Origin of the sequence: Bradyrhizobium sp. 21 (assembly GCF_023073335.1) — a bacterium.
Lineage (GTDB): Bacteria > Pseudomonadota > Alphaproteobacteria > Rhizobiales > Xanthobacteraceae > Bradyrhizobium.
Genome location: NZ_JADPJG010000008.1, coordinates 227,736 through 246,673, shown reverse-complemented (window position 1 = coordinate 246,673; position 18,938 = coordinate 227,736). Strand labels below are relative to the sequence as shown.

General features: G+C 64.9%; 17 protein-coding genes. 15 read left to right on the top strand and 2 right to left on the bottom strand.

Annotation, left to right across the window (positions count from 1 at the left end; genetic code table 11):
• The first annotated feature begins 568 nt into the window (after positions 1 to 568).
• Complete coding sequence (gene ilvD / locus IVB31_RS13080; protein WP_247322653.1) at positions 569 to 2,293, top strand: dihydroxy-acid dehydratase; 1,725 nt, start codon at positions 569 to 571, stop codon at positions 2,291 to 2,293.
• Positions 2,280 to 3,104: a tetratricopeptide repeat protein gene (locus IVB31_RS13075; protein WP_247322651.1), complete on the top strand. Its 825-nt coding sequence runs from the start codon at positions 2,280 to 2,282 to the stop codon at positions 3,102 to 3,104. The genes ilvD and IVB31_RS13075 overlap by 14 nt, the downstream gene beginning before the upstream one ends.
• 32 nt (positions 3,105 to 3,136) lie before the next feature.
• Here the strand turns inward: IVB31_RS13075 and xth are convergent, their stop codons facing one another.
• The gene (xth, locus tag IVB31_RS13070) at positions 3,137 to 3,934 is read right to left on the bottom strand and encodes an exodeoxyribonuclease III (protein WP_247322648.1); all 798 of its coding nucleotides are present in this window, start codon (positions 3,932 to 3,934) and stop codon (positions 3,137 to 3,139) included.
• Positions 3,935 to 4,066: 132 nt separating this feature from the next.
• Here xth and IVB31_RS13065 point away from each other — a divergent pair, with 132 nt between their 5' ends.
• Positions 4,067 to 6,400, top strand: a complete 2,334-nt coding sequence (locus IVB31_RS13065) for an ATP-binding protein (protein WP_247322646.1) — start codon at positions 4,067 to 4,069, stop codon at positions 6,398 to 6,400.
• 4 nt (positions 6,401 to 6,404) lie between these two features.
• Here the strand turns inward: IVB31_RS13065 and erpA are convergent, their stop codons facing one another.
• Entirely contained in the window at positions 6,405 to 6,749 is a 345-nt protein-coding gene (gene erpA / locus IVB31_RS13060; protein WP_247322644.1) for an iron-sulfur cluster insertion protein ErpA, read from the bottom strand.
• Positions 6,750 to 6,870: 121 nt separating this feature from the next.
• Between erpA and IVB31_RS13055 the strand changes: the two genes are divergently transcribed.
• The 12 genes from IVB31_RS13055 (at position 6,871) to surE (ending at position 18,935) form a co-directional block, all read left to right on the top strand.
• Positions 6,871 to 8,067, top strand: coding sequence for a deoxyguanosinetriphosphate triphosphohydrolase (locus IVB31_RS13055; RefSeq protein WP_247322642.1), 1,197 nt, complete (start codon positions 6,871 to 6,873; stop codon positions 8,065 to 8,067).
• Positions 8,068 to 8,076: 9 nt separating this feature from the next.
• Complete coding sequence (gene argS, locus IVB31_RS13050; RefSeq protein WP_247322640.1) at positions 8,077 to 9,867, top strand: arginine--tRNA ligase; 1,791 nt, start codon at positions 8,077 to 8,079, stop codon at positions 9,865 to 9,867.
• A 142-nt stretch (positions 9,868 to 10,009) separates the two neighbouring features.
• Positions 10,010 to 11,575 carry an SPOR domain-containing protein gene (locus IVB31_RS13045; protein WP_247322678.1) on the top strand — a complete coding sequence of 522 codons (1,566 nt, stop codon included), beginning with the start codon at positions 10,010 to 10,012 and terminating at the stop codon, positions 11,573 to 11,575.
• Between the two features lie 46 nt (positions 11,576 to 11,621).
• Positions 11,622 to 12,650 (top strand): beta-N-acetylhexosaminidase, encoded by a 1,029-nt coding sequence (gene nagZ, locus IVB31_RS13040; protein WP_247322638.1) that lies wholly within the window; start codon positions 11,622 to 11,624, stop codon positions 12,648 to 12,650.
• Positions 12,647 to 13,486 carry a ScpA family protein gene (locus IVB31_RS13035; RefSeq protein WP_247322636.1) on the top strand — a complete coding sequence of 280 codons (840 nt, stop codon included), beginning with the start codon at positions 12,647 to 12,649 and terminating at the stop codon, positions 13,484 to 13,486. Before nagZ ends, IVB31_RS13035 begins: the two co-directional genes overlap by 4 nt.
• A gap of 21 nt (positions 13,487 to 13,507) precedes the next feature.
• Entirely contained in the window at positions 13,508 to 14,260 is a 753-nt protein-coding gene (gene scpB, locus IVB31_RS13030; RefSeq protein WP_247322634.1) for an SMC-Scp complex subunit ScpB, read from the top strand.
• A 166-nt stretch (positions 14,261 to 14,426) separates the two neighbouring features.
• Positions 14,427 to 14,660, top strand: coding sequence for a twin-arginine translocase TatA/TatE family subunit (locus IVB31_RS13025; protein WP_143845580.1), 234 nt, complete (start codon positions 14,427 to 14,429; stop codon positions 14,658 to 14,660).
• Positions 14,661 to 14,748: 88 nt separating this feature from the next.
• Entirely contained in the window at positions 14,749 to 15,267 is a 519-nt protein-coding gene (gene tatB, locus IVB31_RS13020) for a Sec-independent protein translocase protein TatB (RefSeq protein WP_247322632.1), read from the top strand.
• Positions 15,264 to 16,067 (top strand): twin-arginine translocase subunit TatC, encoded by an 804-nt coding sequence (gene tatC, locus IVB31_RS13015; RefSeq protein ID WP_247322630.1) that lies wholly within the window; start codon positions 15,264 to 15,266, stop codon positions 16,065 to 16,067. Before tatB ends, tatC begins: the two co-directional genes overlap by 4 nt.
• 197 nt (positions 16,068 to 16,264) lie before the next feature.
• Complete coding sequence (gene serS / locus IVB31_RS13010) at positions 16,265 to 17,596, top strand: serine--tRNA ligase (RefSeq protein ID WP_247322628.1); 1,332 nt, start codon at positions 16,265 to 16,267, stop codon at positions 17,594 to 17,596.
• Positions 17,597 to 17,692: 96 nt separating this feature from the next.
• The gene (locus tag IVB31_RS13005; RefSeq protein WP_247322626.1) at positions 17,693 to 18,055 is read left to right on the top strand and encodes a hypothetical protein; all 363 of its coding nucleotides are present in this window, start codon (positions 17,693 to 17,695) and stop codon (positions 18,053 to 18,055) included.
• Positions 18,056 to 18,167: 112 nt separating this feature from the next.
• Positions 18,168 to 18,935 carry a 5'/3'-nucleotidase SurE gene (gene surE / locus IVB31_RS13000; RefSeq protein WP_247322624.1) on the top strand — a complete coding sequence of 256 codons (768 nt, stop codon included), beginning with the start codon at positions 18,168 to 18,170 and terminating at the stop codon, positions 18,933 to 18,935.
• Positions 18,936 to 18,938: the final 3 nt, after the last annotated feature.

Sequence of the window (18,938 nt, the reverse complement as noted above, 5' to 3'; positions counted from 1 at the left end):
TGGGTAGAGCCCTTGCGAAACCCATCATGAGTGCGATGGGTTTCGCTTTCGCTCTACCCATCCTACGAATCATTGCGAGCGCAGCGAAGCAATCCAGACTGTTGCCGCGGAAAGATTCTGGATTGTTTCACTGCGCTCGCAAAGACGATGTGGAGAGAGCGAGCGTCTCACGTCGCTCGCGTGCCCCGGACGCAGCGCAGCGTCATGGGCGATAAGGCGCCGACTCACCTGAGCTGCGCGTCGTCATGGACCCGAAGTGAGGTGCGCGGCGCGTGCTGAAGGACCCGAGGCTGTGGATTGTCTTCCCGGCGTGGGTATTACCGTAGGCTTTTCCGTGACCTTCGGGCCACGATTGTGCCGTCCATGCAACACTCATCCCGGATTTAACCCTCATCTCTGTCCGTTCGCATCGGCGCCGCTATTTAGCCACACCCGAACATGAATAAAATCATTCAAATGTTTTAGCGGCAGCGGTGGTCCTGGAAGGCGACGGGAAATCCCAAGGTCGATTCAAATCTTGGCTCTGATTTTTCGGGTCTGAAAGGGTTGGCCGGGAAACTGGTTTGCGATGGACGCGAAGACCGACATCAAGCAGAGGCTGCCAAGCCGTCACGTGACGGAAGGCCCTGCGCGCGCGCCCCATCGCTCCTACCTCTACGCCATGGGTCTGACCACCGCGCAGATCCACCAGCCCTTCGTCGGCGTCGCCTCGTGCTGGAACGAGGCCGCGCCCTGCAACATCTCCCTGATGCGCCAGGCGCAGGCCGTGAAGAAGGGCGTCGCATCCGCCGGCGGCACGCCGCGGGAATTCTGCACCATCACCGTCACCGACGGCATCGCCATGGGCCATGACGGCATGCGCTCGTCGCTGCCGTCGCGCGAATGCATCGCCGATTCCGTCGAGCTGACCATGCGCGGCCACGCCTACGACGCCCTCGTTGGCCTCGCCGGCTGCGACAAGTCGCTGCCGGGCATGATGATGGCGATGGTCCGCCTCAACGTCCCCTCGATCTTCATCTACGGCGGCTCGATCCTGCCCGGCAATTTCCGGGGGCAGCAAGTCACCGTGCAGGACATGTTCGAAGCCGTCGGCAAGCACTCGGTCGGTGCCATGTCGGATGAGGACCTCGACGAGATCGAGCGCGTCGCGTGCCCCTCGGCGGGCGCCTGCGGCGCGCAGTTCACCGCCAACACGATGGCGACGGTCTCCGAGGCGATCGGCCTAGCGCTGCCTTACTCGGCTGGTGCCCCGGCACCGTATGAAATTCGCGACGCCTTCTGCATGACCGCAGGCGAGCAGGTCATGGACCTGATCGCCCAAAATCTCCGGCCGCGCGACATCGTTACCCGCCAGGCGTTGGAGAATGCGGCCGCCGTGGTCGCCGCGTCCGGCGGCTCGACCAATGCTGCACTGCACCTGCCGGCGATCGCGCATGAGGCCGGCATCAAGTTCGACCTGTTCGACGTCGCCGAAATCTTCAAAAAGACACCATATGTCGCGGATTTGAAGCCAGGCGGCCGTTATGTCGCCAAAGACATGTTTGAAGTAGGTGGCATACCGCTTCTGATGAAGACGCTGCTCGACAACGGATTTCTCCACGGTGACTGCATCACCGTCACCGGTCGAACGATCGCCGAAAACCTCAAAAGCGTGAAATGGAATTCGCACCAGGACGTGGTGCACCCGGCAGACAAACCCATCACCGTCACCGGCGGCGTGGTCGGTCTGAAGGGCAATCTGGCGCCAGAAGGTGCGATCGTGAAAGTCGCGGGAATGTCCAACCTCAGGTTTACCGGTCCGGCCAGGTGCTTCGACCGCGAGGAGGATGCTTTCGAGGCCGTCCAGAAGCGCACCTACCGCGAAGGCGAAGTCATCGTGATCCGCTACGAGGGGCCGAAGGGCGGTCCCGGCATGCGGGAAATGCTCCAGACCACCGCGGCGCTGACCGGCCAGGGCATGGGCGGCAAGATCGCGCTCATCACCGACGGCCGCTTCTCCGGCGCCACGCGTGGCTTCTGCATCGGCCATGTCGGGCCGGAAGCCGCTATCGGCGGCCCGATCGGCCTGCTCGAGGACGGCGACATCATCGAGATCGACGCGGTCGCCGGCACCCTTGACGTAAAATTGAGCGACCAGGAGCTTGCCCAGCGCAAGACCAAATGGAGCGCTCGCGCGACTAACCACACGACGGGCGCGCTCTGGAAATATGCTCAGCAGGTTGGACCAGCGGTCGGGGGGGCAGTGACCCATCCGGGCGGCGCGTACGAGAAACAGTGTTATGCGGACATCTAGGCGTACCATCGTTGCGTTTGTGTTGGGGGCTACCGCGCTGGCTGCGCCGGCGCTCGCCTTCGACGGCGCGCCCGTCAGCCCGAAGGATGCGACCATCCCGGTGGTGACGACCTTGCCGGGCGCCGCGGGCAAGGTGCGTAACGTGCCGCCGGCGGTCGTGACCCAGGAAACCTCGCTCAGCGCCCTGCAATATGCCGCCGAGGGTGGCCATCCCATCGCGCAATGGAAGCTCGGCCGCATGTACGCCAATGGCGACGGCGTCGCCCAGGACGACGTGCGCGCCTTCGAGTATTTCAGCCGTATCGCCAACGCGCATGCCGAGGATAGCCCGTCGGCGCCGCAGGCGCAGATCGTCGCCAACGCCTTCGTCGCGCTCGGCCGCTATTATCTGAGCGGCATCCCGAATTCGAAGGTCAAGCCGGACCAGGAACGGGCGCGGGAAATGTTCTCCTATGCGGCGTCCTATTTCGGCAACGCGGATGCGCAATACGATCTCGCCCGCCTGTATCTGAAGACGCCGGACGCCTCGCGGGAGGATTTCCGCTATGGCGCGCGCTGGCTTGGGCTCGCCGCGCAGAAGGGCCAGCACGAGGCCCAGGCGCTGCTCGGCCAGATGCTGTTCAACGGCGACCGCCTGCCGCGGCAGGCCGCGCGCGGTCTGATGTGGCTGACGCTGGCCCGTGACAGCGCAGGCAGCGACGAGACCTGGATCAAGGAAAACTACAACCGCGCCTTCGCAAAATCCTCCGACGACGACCGCGCCATGTGCCTGCAAATGCTGGAGCAGTGGGTGCAGGGGCGTCGCGAGTAGGAACCCGCCGGGAGTGATGGGCTGAGGCGGCCTCACGCCGCCTCGAGATCCAGATCCGCCCACACCGGCACGTGGTCCGACGGCTTCTCCCAGGCCCGCACATAGCTGTCGATGCCGACATTGGCGAGCCGGTCGCTGGCCTGTGGCGACAGCAGCAGATGGTCGATCCGCAGGCCATGGTTTTTCTGCCAGGCGCCGGCCTGGTAGTCCCAGAAGGTGTAGAGCCCGGGCTCGTCGGTGACGGCCCGCAGCGCATCGGTCAGGCCGAGGCCGAGCAGGGACTGGAAGCTCTCCCGCGTCTCGGGCTTGAACAGGGCGTCCTCGGTCCAGGCGGCGGGATTATGCACGTCGCGGGCATGCGGGATGACGTTGAAGTCGCCTGCGAGGATCAGCGGTTCCTCGGTCTTAAGGCGCTCCTTCGAATACTCAAGAAGCCGCGACATCCATTTGAGCTTGTAGGGATATTTCTCGGTCCCGACCGGGTTGCCATTGGGCAGATAGAGGCAGGCGATGCGCAGCACGCCGGACTTGAGCGTCACCACGCCTTCGAGGAAGCGGGCATGGGCGTCCTCGTCATCGCCGGCCAGCCCCGACTTGGTCTCGTCGAACCGGAGCTTGGAGAGCAGGGCGACACCGTTGAACGTCTTCTGCCCGTGCGTGACCACGTTGTAGCCGAGCGCCTCGATCTCCAGCCGCGGGAAGGCCTCGTCGACGCATTTGATCTCCTGCAGGCAGACGATGTCCGGCTGGCACTCCTTCAGCCACGTCAGCAGCAGGTCGATCCGCTGGCGGACCGAGTTCACGTTCCAGGTGGCTACTCTGATCGGCATTTGGGGAAGCTCCAGGCGGGGGCCCCGTTAGAACAAACTGCAAACGCGCCCGTCAAGACGGCCGCAAAATCTCCCACAATATTAACCTGGCTTAAGCCGGGCCTGGGCCATTGATACTGAAAGGTTTTTCGAATGGGATGGCCGGACAAATCCATGAAGCGAACGGAGCCGCGCGACGGCCTGGTCGGCGCGTTCCTGTACTGGCTCGGGGGCTTCGAGATCGAGGACGGGCTGACCGCCGATCTCAGCGAGCGCGAGCTGCGTCGCATCCGCGCCAAGCAGATCGACGCCGTGACCCGGCTGATCCCGGTGACGATGGCCGTGACCATGCTCAATGTCGCGGTCGTGTTGGTCCTGTTCTGGGGCAGGGGCTGGAACGACTTTCTCGCGATCTGGGGCATGACGCTTGCCGCCACCGCCTCGCTCGCGGTGCGCGCGTGGCGGCGGTCGCATCAGAACCCGCCACAAGAGGTGACCGCGCGCGCCGCGCGGCAGATGCTGCGACAGGCATTTTTCCTCGCCGCGATCTGGGGCGCGCTGCCGCTCGCTCTGTTCAGCCGCATCGAGCCGACCAGCCAGCTCATTCTGGCCTGCCTGATGGTCGGCATGATGTCCGGTGGCGCCTTCACGCTCTCGACCTTCCCGCGCGCCGGCCTCGTCTATCTCGCGACGACGACGGTCGCCTGCGTCGGTGCGTTGCTGTTGTGCGGCACCGGGCCTTACCTCGTGACCGCGGTGTTCTTGCTGCTGTTCGCGTTCTTCATGGCGCGCAACATCGTCTCGCAAGGCAATCTGTTCCTCGGCAATCTCAAGGCCCAGCTCGAGCTCGAGCGCCAGACCGAGATCATCTCGCTGCTGCTGAAGGATTTTCAGGAGAACGCCAGCGACTGGCTGTGGCAGACCGATGCCGAGGGGCATCTGGTCGACGTGCCCGAACGCTTCGCCGCCGTCGCGCAACTGCCGCTGCCACTGCTGAAGGGATCGCATTTCGCCGACGTGCTCGACATGCTCTGTCCTGAGGACAAGAGCGCGGCCTACAACATCGTCGGCCTGATGGAGCACGCCGAGCCGCTGCACGAGATGAACCTCAAGGTCGTTGCCGGCGGCGAGGCGCGGCTGTGGTCGCTCACCGCGAAGCCGGCCTATGATCGCGGTGGTCACTTCCTCGGCTATCGCGGCTTCGGCCGCGATGTCACCGAGCGCTGGCGCGCTGAAAAGGCCGAGGCCGAGAGCCGCGCCAAGTCCGACTTCCTGGCGGTGATGAGCCACGAGATCCGTACGCCCATGAACGGCGTGCTCGGGCTCGCCAGCATGTTGCTGGAAACGAAGCTCGATCCGGAGCAGCATGAGGCTGTTACCACGATCCGCGAGTCCGGTGACAATCTCCAGCGCATCCTCAACGACATCCTCGACCTCTCCAAGCTGGAGGCCGGACGCTTCGCGTTCGAGGTGATCGACTTCGCCCCGCAGGCGCTGGTCGATGCGGTCGCGACCGTCGTGCGCGCGAGCGCCAAGAACAAGGGGCTCGCGTTCAGGGTCGAGCTCGATCCGAACCTGCCGCCGACGCTGCGCGGCGACGTGGCGCGCATCCGCCAGGTGCTGCTCAATCTCGCTTCCAACGCGGTGAAATTCACCGACGCAGGCGAGGTGACGATCTCGGCCGTCTGCCAGGCGCGCCGCGATCTACTGGCCACCGTCGAATGGAGCGTGACCGACAGCGGCATCGGCATCGCCCCTGAGAAGCTCGGCCAGCTCTTCTCCGACTTCGCGCAGGCTGATGCCTCGATCAGCCGCCGCTTCGGCGGCACCGGGCTGGGCCTGGCGATCTCCCGGCGCATCATCGAGCAGATGGGCGGCACCATCGGCGTCACCTCGACGCCGGGCGAGGGCTCGACTTTCCGCTTCACGCTGGTGCTGCCCTGGAGCCAGGCGCAGGCGTCCGACCAGACTGCAGACCGCGACGAAGCCGACGAGCTCAAGGTCCGTATCGCCGAGCGCGACCGCCCGTTGAAGGTGCTGGTCGCAGAGGACGATGCCGTCAACCGCATGGTCGTGAGCAAGATGTTGGGTGCCTTCGACGTCGAGCTGCGCGTCGTGACCGACGGCGTCGAAGCCGTCGACGCGGTTTCCGAGGGTGATTACGATGTTGTGCTGATGGACGTGCGGATGCCTGAGATGGACGGCCTTGCCGCCACCCGTGCGATCCGTGCGCAAGGCGGGCGTTTTGAAGCCCTGCCGATCATCGCGCTGACCGCCAACGCCTTCCCCGAAGACGTCAAGATCTGCCGCGAAGCCGGCATGTCGGACTTCCTGGCAAAGCCGCTGCGCAAGCCGGCGCTGGCTTCGGCCTTGCTGCGCGCGCTGGACGGCCACGTCGTGGTATTGGAGGACGCACCTCTTCAGCCCGAGCAGATGCCGGTCGAGGTGGACTGGACGGACGAGGAAAGGCAGATCACCGGCACGTAAGCGCTTAGATCGAGAAGCTGGTCCCGCAGCCGCAGGACGCCGTCGCGTTGGGATTGTTGACGCGGAACGAGGCGCCGATCAGATCGTCGACGAAATCGACCTGCGACCCCGCCAGGAACGGCTGCGAGGCGGAATCGACCAGCACCACCGCATTGTTCTGCTCGATCACGAGATCGTCGTCGGTGCGGGCGCGGTCGATGTCGAACTTGTACTGGAAACCGGAGCAGCCGCCGCCCTCGACGGAGATGCGCAGCATCGCGCCTGTGCCTTCGCCCTTGAGGATCTCCCCAATCCGGCGTGCGGCGCGGTCACTGATGGTCACGTCAGTCGTCGTCACGTCAGTCGTCATAGCCCGTCTCCGATAGTCCCGCGTTATACCCAATTCAATTGGTATCCCGCGCCCGTCATAGTTAAGTGTCACCATACGCAGAATCAAATGGATAGGGACTAAATTCGCCGTGTCCGTCGGAATGGCTGCCCCCCATGCGCCCTATGCCTGCGACCCCGACCGCAGCCGCGGCCGGCTGGTCGCTGAGCCGCCGAGCCGGACCCGCAGCCCGTTCCGGCGGGATTGCGACCGGGTGATCCATTCCACCGCGTTCCGCCGCCTGAAGTACAAGACCCAGGTGTTCGTGTTCCACGAGGGCGACCACTACCGCACCCGGCTGACCCATTCGCTGGAGGTGGCGCAGATCGCCCGCGCGCTGGCCCGGCAACTCGGGCTGGACGAGGACCTCACGGAGACACTGGCGCTCGCCCATGATCTCGGCCATCCGCCCTTCGGGCATGCCGGCGAGCGGGCGCTGGACGCCTGCCTGAAGGATTTTGGCGGCTTCGATCACAACGCCCAGACGCTGCGCGTCGTCGCGGCGCTGGAGCACCGCTACCCGGATTTCGACGGGTTGAACCTGACCTGGGAGTCGCTGGAGGGGATCGTCAAGCACAACGGCCCGCTGACCGACCGCAACGGAGCGCCGGTCGGGCGCTATCGCGAGCACGGCATTCCGGTCGGCATCGCCGACTACATCAAGACCTACGATCTCGAATTGTGGAGTTTTGCTTCGCTCGAAGCACAGGTCGCAGCGATCGCCGACGACATCGCTTATGACGCCCACGACATCGACGACGGCCTGCGCGCCGGCCTGTTTCACCTCGACGACCTCAAGGTGATGCCGCTGACCGCGGAGATCATCGCCGAGACCTCGGCGCATTACCCCGACCTCGAAGATTTCAGGCGCGGAGCCGAACTCGTGCGTGAGCTGATCTCGCACCTGATCGGCGCGGTGTTCGCCGAGGCTGAGAGGAACCTCGCCGCCGTGAAACCGCAATCGGCCCAGGACGTCCGCCAGCAGAGCCGGGCGCTGATTGCATTCCCGCCTGAAGTCGCCGAGGAGGAGGCCGCCATCAAGCGCTTTCTCTACCAGCACATGTACCGCCACAAGCGGGTGATGCGGGTGATGGGGGAGGCGGAACAGATCCTGTTCGACCTGTTCGCGAAATACCTGAAATCCCCGAGCGAGCTGCCGCCGGAATGGCTGGTCGGGGCGGAGGCGGACAATGAGGGCGACCGGGCTCGCCGGATCGGTAATTTCATTGCCGGAATGACCGACCGTTTCGCCCTGACCGAGCACCAGCGGCTCTTTGACTCGACCCCGGATTTGCGTTAGGCGGCGCCCATGCCCGACACACCCTCAGCACCGCATTTGTTCGCCGACGTGCTCGCACGCGTGCACGCAACCTGCCGCGCGCTCGCGGCGGACGCCAGCTGGCCCGAGGGCATCGATTTTTCGCGCGTGGTGGTCGAGCCGCCGCGTGACGCCTCCCACGGCGACATGGCGACCAACGCCGCCATGGTGCTTGCGAAAGAGGCAAAGGCCAAGCCGCGCGATCTCGCCGAGCAGATCGCCGAGCGGCTGCGCGCGGATGCGCTCATCGCCAAGGTCGACATCGCCGGTCCCGGTTTCATCAATTTGACGCTGCAGCCGGCCGCCTGGGCCGAGGCATTGCGAACGGTGCTGCGCGAAGGCGCCGATTACGGCCGCGTCCGCGGCGGCGCCAAGGTCAATGTCGAATACGTCTCGGCCAATCCGACCGGTCCTATGCATGTCGGCCATTGCCGCGGCGCCGTGTTCGGCGACGCCCTGTCGAGCTTGCTTGAGTTCGCGGGCCGTGACGTCACGCGCGAATATTACATCAACGATGCCGGTGCCCAGGTCGACGTGCTCGCGCGCTCGGCGTTCCTCAGGTATCGCGAAGCGCTCGGCGAGGACATCGGCGCCATCCCCGAGGGGCTCTATCCCGGCGACTATCTGAAGCCGGTGGGCGAAGCGCTGGCGAAGGAGCACGGCGACAAGCTGCGCGCGATGAGCGAGGCCGCATGGCTGCCGATCGTGCGGGCCAAAGCCATCGCCATGATGATGGACGAGATCAAGGGCGATCTCGGCGCGCTGAACATCCGCCACGACGTATTCTTCTCGGAGCGCTCGCTGCTGGACGCCGGCAACAACAAGGTCGCCGAGACCATCGATTTCCTGCGCGAAAAGGGCGACATCTATGAGGGGCGCGTGCCGCCGCCGAAGGGCGCGCCGATCGAGGATTGGGAGGACCGCGAGCAATTGCTGTTCAAGGCAACCGCCTATGGCGACGACGTCGATCGTCCGCTGATCAAGTCGGACAATTCCTATACCTACTTCGCCTCTGACATCGCCTACCACAAGAACAAGTTCGACCGTGGTTTTGCCGAAATGATCGACGTCTGGGGCGCCGACCATGGCGGCTACATCAAGCGCATGCAGGCGGCGGTGAAGGCCGTGACCGCCGGCAAAGCCGCGCTCGACGTCAAGATCGTCCAGCTCGTGAAGCTGTTGCGCAATGGCGAGCCGGTGAAAATGTCCAAGCGAAGCGGGGACTTCGTCACCTTGCGTGAGGTGGTGGATGAAGTCGGCCAAGACGCCGTCCGCTTCATGATGCTCTACCGCAAGAACGATGCGGTGCTCGATTTCGACCTTGCCAAGGTCATGGAACAGTCGCGGGACAACCCGGTGTTCTACGTTCAGTACGGCCACGCCCGCGGCCACTCGATCTTCCGCAATGCGCGGGCCGAGGTGTTCCCGGAGCTCCCGGAGGAGGCGGAGAAGCGCATCGCCTGGCTCAGTGAGTCGGCAGTGGAACGGCTGTCGGACCCGGTGGAGCTTGATCTTCTCAGGCGCCTCGCAATATTTCCACGCATGCTGGAAGCTGCCGCGGCGGCCCACGAGCCGCACCGAATTGCCTTCTATCTCTATGATTTAGCCAGCGAATTTCATGCACTTTGGACGAAGGGGCGCGATTTGCCCTATTTACGCTTCATTATCAATAATGATGCAGATCTAACGAAGGCGCGGCTGGCCATGGTCCAGGGCGTCGTCTCTGTCCTGGCATCGGGCCTCGCCATCCTCGGCGTCCATGCTCCGGACGAGATGCGGTAGTTTGGGGCGAACTACTTAAGGGGAATTTTTGGGGGTAACCGGCAGAAGCCGGACCGCTTAGACTTGGTTGAAAGCCTTGTGGGTCGAAGGCCGTGCCTTGGTCGAGGGGCGCGCGGCTTTCCCGAAGGGACGCATCATCACGATGGCCGAACGATATCAGGACAGACCGTTTCCCTCCGACGACTACGGTCGCGGTGGCAACCAGCATGGGAAAGCGGAAAATGATCCCTTGGCCGAACTGGCGCGCCTGATCGGACAGACCGATCCGTTTGCAGCGCAGGGGCGGCCCGCCACGCACGCGCCGACACCGCCTGCGCAGGGTTATCAGGAAGACGATCACCAACAGGACGACTACCAGCAGGATTACGCCGAGCCGGCAGCGCCGGCGCCACCCTCATGGATGCGACGGGCCAATGTGCAGCCGCAGCCGGCGCCAGCTCCCGAGCCTGACTATCCCGTTTCCGTAAACCCGGTTCATCCGTTGCATCGTTATTCAGCCCAGCCGACCGCGCCCGAGCCTGATTTTCATCAGCCGCAGGCCTATCAGGATCACGCCTATCAAGATCAGGCCTATCACGATCAGGCTTACCAGGATCAGACCTACCAGCAGCACGATCAGGCTCCCCAGCCGCAAGCCTATCAGGAGCCGTATCAGCAGCCCGATCCGGCGCGCTACGACGATGCGCTCTACGGACGGCTGGAAGCTGGCGAGCAGGACTACCAGCGCGATCCCGCCTATCCGGACGATCCCTACGCGTTCCAGAGCGACTATCCTGAAGCTGATCTCGATGAACCCAAGAAGGCGCGCGGCGGCATGATGACGGTCGCAGCGATCCTGGCGCTTGCCGTGGTCGGGACCGGCGCTGCCTTCGCCTACAAGACCTATGTGGGCACGCCCCGCAGCGGCGAGCCGCCGATCATCAAGGCCGACAACACGCCGACCAAGGTCGTGCCGGCGCCGTCGGACCCCTCGGCCAAGGTGCCGGACCGCATGGTCACCGGTGATGGCACCGAGAAGATCGTGCCGCGCGAGGAAGCGCCCGTCGACGTCAACGCCAAGGCGGGAGGTCCCCGTGTGGTGTTCCCGCCGCTGAACCAGAATGCGAACCCGCCGACGGTTGCGAGCGTGTCGCCGTCCAATATTCCGGCGTCGAGTGCGGGGCCTGTTCCGAGCAACGGTACGCTGCCGAACAATTCGCCGCGCCCGATCAGGACCGTGGCCGTGAAGGGTGATCAGACCGATAGCTCCACGCCGCAATCGGCTGGAGCCAAGCCGGCAACTGCGCCGAAGCCCGTAGCCGCACCGGCCGCGCCGCGCACGCCGCCGACATCGGCCAATGCCAGCGCCAACCAGCCGCTCTCGCTGGCGCCGCAATCCGCCCCGACGGCTGAGCCCCCGCAGCGGATGGCTGCGACGAATCCGACACAGATTGCACCTGCGAGCAGCGGCGGCGGCTACGTCGTCCAGGTCTCCTCGCAGCAAACAGAGGATAGCGCTCACGCTTCCTACCGGGTGCTTCAGAGCAAATATGGCAGCGTGCTTGGATCGCGCTCGCCGGTGATCAAGCGGGTCGATCTCACCGACAAGGGCAAGGGGGTCGTCTATCGCGCCTTCGCCGGGCCCTATGGCTCGGCCGAGGAAGCGACACAGGCCTGCAACAGCCTGAAGTCTGCTGGCCTGCCGACCTGCTTCATCCAGAGGAATTAACGGCCGTTTCCTTGACCCCCTCGCGGGGCAGGGTTAATCGGCCCTTATGAGCACGCGGGCCTTCATTACCGGCGTATCCGGAACGGAACTGACCGCCGCAGAGCGGGAGTTTATCCGCGGCGAACGCCCATGGGGCTTCATCCTCTTCAAGCGCAATGTCGAGACGCCGGCGCAAGTTGCTGCACTCGTTGCGGAATTGCGGGCGGTTGCAGGCGCCGCTGATGCTCCTGTCCTGATCGACCAAGAGGGTGGACGGGTGCAGCGGCTGGGACCGCCGCACTGGCCGGCCTACCCGGCGGGCGCAATTTTCTCGACTTTGTACGACACTGATTCGGCGCTCGGGCTGGCCGCAGCGCGCCTCAGCGCCCGGCTGATCGCGGCCGATCTTGCCGATCTCGGCATTACCGTGGATTGCTTGCCGCTGGCCGACGTGCCGGTGGCGGGCGCCGACGGCGTCATTGGGAACCGGGCCTACGGCACCGAACCAGGCAAGGTCGCGGCGATCGCCCGCGCGGTCACCGAGGGCCTGGAGGAGGGCGGCGCGCTGCCGGTCCTCAAGCACATTCCCGGCCATGGCCGGGCCACCGCCGATACCCATTTCAAGCTGCCGACGGTCGATACCCCGAGAGACGAACTCGACCGCACCGACTTTGCGGCATTCAAGCCGCTGGCGGATTTGCCGATGGCCATGACTGCACATGTTGTGTTTAGCGCGGTCGACCCCGCCCATCCGGCGACGACATCTGCGACAATGATCGCTGAGGTGATTCGCGGCGCGATCGGGTTCCAGGGTTTGTTAATGAGTGATGACGTGTCGATGAACGCGCTATCGGGGAATATCGCCGAGCGGACCCGCGCCATCTTCGCGGCCGGCTGCGACATGGCCCTGCACTGCAACGGCAACATCGAGGAGATGCGCGAGGTCGCCGGCCAGACACCCGAATTGGCGGGCAGGGCGCTGGAGCGGGCGAACGCCGCGCTCGCGGCGCGTAAACGACCACAGCCGCTCGACCGCGCGGCCGCACGCGCCGAACTGGACGCATTGATCGCACGGGCAAACACGGCATCCGCATGACCGCAGAAATCCTATCGTTTGAAACCGGGCGGCCCGCAGAGCTCGCCGAGGGTGAGCCGGCGTTGGTGGTGGACGTCGAGGGCTATGAGGGGCCGCTCGACCTGCTGCTCGCACTCGCGCGGCAGCAGAAGGTCGATCTCGCCAAGATCTCGATCCTGGCGCTCGCCGACCAATATCTCCACTTCATCGAAGCCGCGCGAAAGATCCGGCTCGAGCTTGCTGCCGACTATCTCGTGATGGCGGCCTGGCTCGCCTTCCTGAAATCGCGCCTGCTGCTGCCGGAGCCGCCGAGCGCGGAAGGCCCGAGCGCGGAGCAGATGGCGACGGCGCTCGCCAACCGCCTGCGCCGGCTGGAGGCCATTCGCGAAGCCGCCAACCGGTTGATGAACAGGCAGCAATTGCTGCGCGACATCTTCCCGCGTGGTGAGCCCGAGCAGATCGCCGAGATCAAGCATCCGAAATACACCGCGACGCTGTACGACCTGCTCACCGCCTATGCCTCGCAGCGCCAGTCGCGGGTGCTGGCGAGCGTGCATCTGGCCAAGCGCACGGTGTGGTCGCTCGCCGAGGCGCGCGCCACGCTGGAGCGGCTGGTCGGCAGCATCACCGAGCAGGACGATTGGGGCGTGCTCGACGACTATCTGCTCCGGCACGTCGCTGATCCGACGCAGCGCGCGACGGTGCTCGCCTCGAGTTTCGCTGCTGCGCTCGAACTGGTGCGCGAAGGTCAGCTCGAGCTGAATCAGAAAGAGGCGTTTGCGCCCATCTATTTCCGGAAGGGGCGCCCCAAGCCGGTCATGGACGCAGCTCCTGCGCCCGATGCGCCGGTCGCTTAAGTGCAACAAGGAGAATCTGCCATGGCAAGCCTGGCTGAAGTGCGGGTAGAAGAGGCCGAGCCGATGGAGAACGAGTCCCAGGCACGGCCCGAAGAATTGCGGCTGCTGGAAGCGCTGCTGTTCGCTTCGAATGAACCGCTGGACACCGCGACGCTGGCCAAACGCATGCCCGAGGGTGTGGACGTGAAGGCCGCGCTCGAGCAGTTGCAGGCTGACTATTCCTTGCGCGGCGTCAATCTCGTGCGGGTCGCCAACAAATGGACCTTCCGCACCGCGGGCGATCTCGCCTGGCTGATGACGCGGGAGAGCACCGAGACCCGTCGTCTGTCGCGCGCTGCGATCGAGGTGCTGGCCATCATCGCCTATCACCAGCCGGTGACGCGTGCCGAGATCGAGGAGATCCGCGGCGTCGTGACTTCGAAGGGCACGCTGGACGTGCTGCTGGAAACCGGCTGGATCAAGCCGCGCGGCCGTCGCAAGTCGCCGGGCCGTCCCTTGACCTTCGGAACCACCGAGGACTTCCTGTCGCAGTTCACCCTGGAACAGCTCGGCGATCTGCCGGGCCTGGAGGAGCTCAAGGGCACGGGCCTGCTGGATTCGCGCCTGCCGACCGGATTCAGCGTGCCGACGCCGTCGGATGATCCGACATTGCGTGAGGACGAGGACCCGCTGGAACCGGGCGAGGACCTCGATCTCGCGCTGGCGCCTGCGGTCGAGCCCGAGACGCCGCCGGAAGGCGGCAATGAGGGTGGCGAGGGCGGCAGCGAGGACTGACGTCCCGGCCTTTTACCGGCGCCCTGCGACCAGTTAACACTAGCAAGATTACGTAGTGCCAACAGCGAATTGGCGCTGCCTTGGTCCTTGTTTTTGACACCTGCCAAGCCTAGGTTTCGGTGAAGATCGGCCGGTCCCCGGCCATGCGCGTTTGGAGGGTTGCAGGATGGGTTCACTGAGCATTTGGCACTGGATCCTGGTGATCGCAGTGGTCCTGCTGCTGTTCGGCCGCGGCAAGATTTCGGATCTGATGGGCGACGTCGCGCAGGGCATCAAGGCATTCAAGAAGGGCATGCAGGACGACGACAAGGTCGCCGACAAGCCGGAGCCGGCCAAGTCCATCGAGCACACAGCCGCACCGACCGCGGCACGGTCCGACGTCGGCAGCAAGGCCGTCTGAGCCAGAGAGCACGCGAGACGCGGGTAGCGGCCCCGATCCTGCGCGCGAGGGATTGGGCCGGCTGCGGCTGGCGTGAACGGAAGACCTCATGTTCGACATCGGGTGGAGTGAACTGGTTCTGATCGGGGTCGTGGCCCTGATCGCCATCGGCCCGAAAGAGCTGCCGGGCGTGCTGCGCATGGTCGGACAGTGGATGGGCAAGGCGCGCAAGATGGCCGCCGAATTCCAGGGCCAGTTCCAGGAAGCGATGCGCGAGGCCGAAATGGCCGATCTCAAGAAGAGCTTCGACGAGGTCAAGGAAGCGGCTTCCGGCTTTGCCGGCAACAATCTGATGACCTCGCTGCAGAAGGACGTCAGCGACGCGCTTCGCGTCGATGCGCTGGACAAGCCGGCCGAGACGTCGACGACCGCTGCTGTCGAACCGCCGGTCACTCCGACAAGTCCTGAACCGCCGGCTCCGGAAACCTTCGTGGAAGCCGAGGCGCATGCGGCTGTGAACGAGCCGCTCGCCATCACCCGTGAGGTCGAGCCGGCGCAGGCTGCGCAAGGTTCGGTTACTCAGGACACTGCGCCGGGCGAGGCGATCAAGGACGCCAAAGCGTCATGAGCGCCGCCGATATCGAGGCCAGCAAAGCCCCTCTGATGGACCATTTGATCGAGCTGCGTTCGCGGCTGATCAAGGCGCTGCTCGGATTTGGCGTGGCCTTCATCCTCTGCTTCTTCTTCGCCAAGCAGATCTACAACGTGTTGGTCTGGCCGTTCGTGTGGGTGGCAGGGCCGGAGAACTCCAAGTTCATCTACACGGCGCTGCTGGAATATTTCATCACCCAGCTCAAGCTCGCGCTGTTTGGCGCGGGCTTCATCTCCTTCCCCATCGTCGCGACCCAGATCTACAAATTCGTCGCGCCGGGCCTCTACAAGCACGAGAAGAACGCCTTCGTACCGTATCTGGTCGCGACGCCCTTTTTCTTCGTGCTGGGATCGGCGCTGGTCTATTTCGTGGTGCTGCCGATGCTGGTCCGCTTCTCGCTCGGCATGCAGCAGGCCGGCAGCGACGAGACCGCGCAGATCCAGCTGTTGCCCAAGGTCGGCGAATATCTATCGCTGATGATGTCGCTGATCTTCGCTTTCGGTATCGCCTTCCAGCTTCCGGTGATCCTCACGCTTCTGGGCCGGATCGGAATCGTCTCGGCAAAAATGCTGCGCGAGAAGCGCCGCTATTTCATCGTGATCGCCTTCGTCATCGCGGCCGTGCTGACGCCGCCCGACGTGCTCAGCCAGTGCTCGCTCGCGATCCCCTTGCTGGCGCTCTATGAGGGCTCGATCATCGCGGTGGCGATTGTGGAGAAGAAGGCCGCGGCATCGAAGGCCGCCACCGGCACCGACGTGTCGACGCCGGCGGAGTAGGGCGGCCACAACACCGGTGTCATTCCCCGCGAAAGCGGGGAATCCAGTACGCCGCGGCCTATCGAGGAATCAGCGCCGTCTCTGGAATACTGGATCGCCCGCTTTCGCGGACGATGACAGCCGTGCTAGGAGACGCGCTGATGTAAACTGTCAACATTCGACGTTGACTGCTTACGCGCTGATCCAGGACCACCGCCATGCACGACATCAAATCGATCCGCGACAATCCTCAAGCATTCGACGCGGGCCTCGCCCGGCGGGGCCTGAAGCCGTTGTCGGCGTCGCTGCTCGCGATCGACGAAAAGCGGCGCGCGGCGATCCTGGCCTCCGAACAGGCACAGGCGCGGCGCAATGCGGCCTCGAAAGAAATCGGCGACGCCAAGAAGGCCAAGGACGAGGCTCGCGCGGCCAAGCTGATGGCGGAGGTCGCCGAGCTCAAGACCACGATGCCGGAGCTCGAAGCCGCCGCGAAGGCCGCTGACGAAGAGCTCATGAAAGAGCTGTCCGCAATTCCCAATCTGCCGCTCGGCGAGGTGCCCGACGGCGTCGACGAACATGGCAATGTACAGCGCCATATCTTCGGCAGCCGGCGCAACTACGCGTTTGCGCCACAACCCCATGACGATCTTGGCGGCGCGCTCGGTGACATGGATTTCGAGACGGCGGCAAAGCTGTCCGGCGCGCGCTTCGTCGTGCTGAAGAAGGGGCTGGCGCGACTCGAACGCGCGCTCGGCCAGTTCATGCTGAATCTTCACATCGACGAGCACGGCTATACGGAGATCAATCCCCCGCTGCTGGTGCGCAACGAGATTATGTTCGGCACGGGACAATTGCCGAAATTCGAGGACGATCAGTTCTGGGCGATCAGGGGCGAATTGCTCGCCGCACCCGACCGCGAGCGCTTGCAGACCGAGCGTCTCGGCATCATTCCGACGGCGGAGGTGGCTCTCACCAACCTCGTCCGCGAATCCATTCTCGACGAGAAGCAGCTGCCGATGCGGCTGACGGCGCTGACGCCGTGCTTTCGCGCGGAGGCCGGCGCCGCCGGGCGCGACACCCGCGGCATGATCCGCCAGCACCAATTCACCAAGGTCGAGCTGGTGTCGATCACGACGCCCGAGACCAGCAAGGACGAGCACGAGCGCATGCTCGCCTGTGCCGAGGAAGTGCTGCGCCGGCTCGACCTGCATTACCGCGTGATGACGCTGTGCACCGGTGATATGGGTTTCTCGTCGCAAAAAACCTATGACATAGAAGTCTGGATGCCCGGGCAGGGCGAGGGCGGCGCGTTCCGCGAGATCTCGAGCTGCTCTGTCTGCGGCGATTTCCAGGCCCGCCGCATGGACGCACGCTCGCGCGGTCCCGATGGCAAGCCACGCTTTGTGCACACGCTGAACGGCTCCGGCACCGCGCTCGGCCGTGCGCTGATCGCCGTGATGGAGACCTATCAGCAGGAGGACGGCTCGATCGCTGTCCCCAGCGTGCTGCAACCCTATATGGGCGGCCTCAAGGTGGTCGCGCGCGACTAGGGGCGCGTTGCTCGCCTGAAACGCAGAAACGTTTGGTTGCGAAGATCGGGCGGCCGGTTATCCTGCCGGCTACCCGACAACGCGAACCCATCGTTCATGGCCTTGCACAGCGACATCTTCTGGGTCGGCAGACAATGGGCGGTGACGGGTGCCGGCATCCAGGCGGTCGATCAGCGGCTGCGTGGCGTGCTCGACATCGAGATTGCGCGGCTCTGGAACGATGAGCTCGTGCAGAGCCGGCGGGCCAAGCCCGGCGTCAATGCAGCCGATTTCGACATGGCGCTGACGGTCGCACGCGAACGCTTTCCGCAGGCGGCGGTGGCGGACCCGTTGGTCGCACAGCTGGCGGCGCTCGGCGTCATCGAGGCTCCAATCGTGAGCCCAGCCGTGCCGGCGATGAAGTTGCATGCGGAGGGCCGGTTGGCGCGCTTTCTGCCGCAATGGCGCATTCGCCGCTAACGGGACCAGGCAAAGAACCAGGCAAGGGACCTGCCGCCGGCCCGGCCGGTTTGCCTGATCGGCCCCAGCCGGATAAGACGGCTCAGACCCGTTTCAGGAATCGGCCTTTCGCATGCGCATTCTCTGCACCAATGACGACGGTATTCACGCCCCCGGCCTCAAGGTCGTGGAGGAGATCGCACAGGCGCTGTCCGACGATGTCTGGGTGGTCGCGCCCGAGCTCGACCAGTCCGGCGTGTCGCATTCGCTGTCGCTGAACGATCCCCTGCGCCTGCGCGAAGTCGGCCCGCGGCACTTCGCCGTGCGCGGCACGCCGACCGACTGCGTCATCATGGGCGCGCGCCATATCCTCGGCGCCAAGCTGCCCGATGTCGTGCTGTCCGGCGTCAACAAGGGCCGCAACGTCGCCGAGGACGTGGTCTATTCCGGCACTATCGCCGGCGCGCTGGAGGGCACCATCCTGGGCATTCCGTCGTTCGCGCTGTCGCAGGAATTCAGCGTCGAGACGCGCGAGCGGCCGCCGTGGGACACCGCGCGCAAATTCGGGCCCGACATCCTGCGCAAGGTGATTGCGGCGGGCATCCCGAAGGAGACCGTCATCAACGTCAATTTTCCGTCCTGCGCGCCGGAGGATGTGCTCGGCATTCGCGTGACGCGGCAGGGCAAGCGCAATCTCGGCTTCCTCAGGATCGACGAGCGCAGGGACGGCCGTGGCAATCCCTATTTCTGGATCGGCTTCGAGCGCGCGGCGATGATGGATACGCCCGCCGACGGCACCGATCTGGCGGCGCTGCGCGAACGCTACGTCTCCGTCACGCCGCTCAGGCTCGACCGTACCAACGAAGCGTTTTCCGACGCGCTGGGTGCGATGCTGAAGTAAGTT

Bases quoted from the DNA above. Each gene is read 5' to 3' on its own strand.
- IVB31_RS13005 (WP_247322626.1), top strand. From the start codon at position 17,693: ATGGCCTTGCACAGCGACATCTTCTGGGTCGGCAGACAATGGGCGGTG.
- ilvD (WP_247322653.1), top strand. From the start codon at position 569: ATGGACGCGAAGACCGACATCAAGCAGAGGCTGCCAAGCCGTCACGTG.
- argS (WP_247322640.1), top strand. From the start codon at position 8,077: ATGCCCGACACACCCTCAGCACCGCATTTGTTCGCCGACGTGCTCGCA.
- IVB31_RS13065 (WP_247322646.1), top strand. From the start codon at position 4,067: ATGGGATGGCCGGACAAATCCATGAAGCGAACGGAGCCGCGCGACGGC.
- IVB31_RS13035 (WP_247322636.1), top strand. From the start codon at position 12,647: ATGACCGCAGAAATCCTATCGTTTGAAACCGGGCGGCCCGCAGAGCTC.
- xth (WP_247322648.1), bottom strand. From the start codon at position 3,934: ATGCCGATCAGAGTAGCCACCTGGAACGTGAACTCGGTCCGCCAGCGG.
- IVB31_RS13055 (WP_247322642.1), top strand. From the start codon at position 6,871: ATGGCTGCCCCCCATGCGCCCTATGCCTGCGACCCCGACCGCAGCCGC.
- surE (WP_247322624.1), top strand. From the start codon at position 18,168: ATGCGCATTCTCTGCACCAATGACGACGGTATTCACGCCCCCGGCCTC.
- tatC (WP_247322630.1), top strand. From the start codon at position 15,264: ATGAGCGCCGCCGATATCGAGGCCAGCAAAGCCCCTCTGATGGACCAT.
- nagZ (WP_247322638.1), top strand. From the start codon at position 11,622: ATGAGCACGCGGGCCTTCATTACCGGCGTATCCGGAACGGAACTGACC.
- IVB31_RS13075 (WP_247322651.1), top strand. From the start codon at position 2,280: ATGCGGACATCTAGGCGTACCATCGTTGCGTTTGTGTTGGGGGCTACC.
- IVB31_RS13025 (WP_143845580.1), top strand. From the start codon at position 14,427: ATGGGTTCACTGAGCATTTGGCACTGGATCCTGGTGATCGCAGTGGTC.
- tatB (WP_247322632.1), top strand. From the start codon at position 14,749: ATGTTCGACATCGGGTGGAGTGAACTGGTTCTGATCGGGGTCGTGGCC.
- erpA (WP_247322644.1), bottom strand. From the start codon at position 6,749: ATGACGACTGACGTGACGACGACTGACGTGACCATCAGTGACCGCGCC.
- scpB (WP_247322634.1), top strand. From the start codon at position 13,508: ATGGCAAGCCTGGCTGAAGTGCGGGTAGAAGAGGCCGAGCCGATGGAG.
- IVB31_RS13045 (WP_247322678.1), top strand. From the start codon at position 10,010: ATGGCCGAACGATATCAGGACAGACCGTTTCCCTCCGACGACTACGGT.
- serS (WP_247322628.1), top strand. From the start codon at position 16,265: ATGCACGACATCAAATCGATCCGCGACAATCCTCAAGCATTCGACGCG.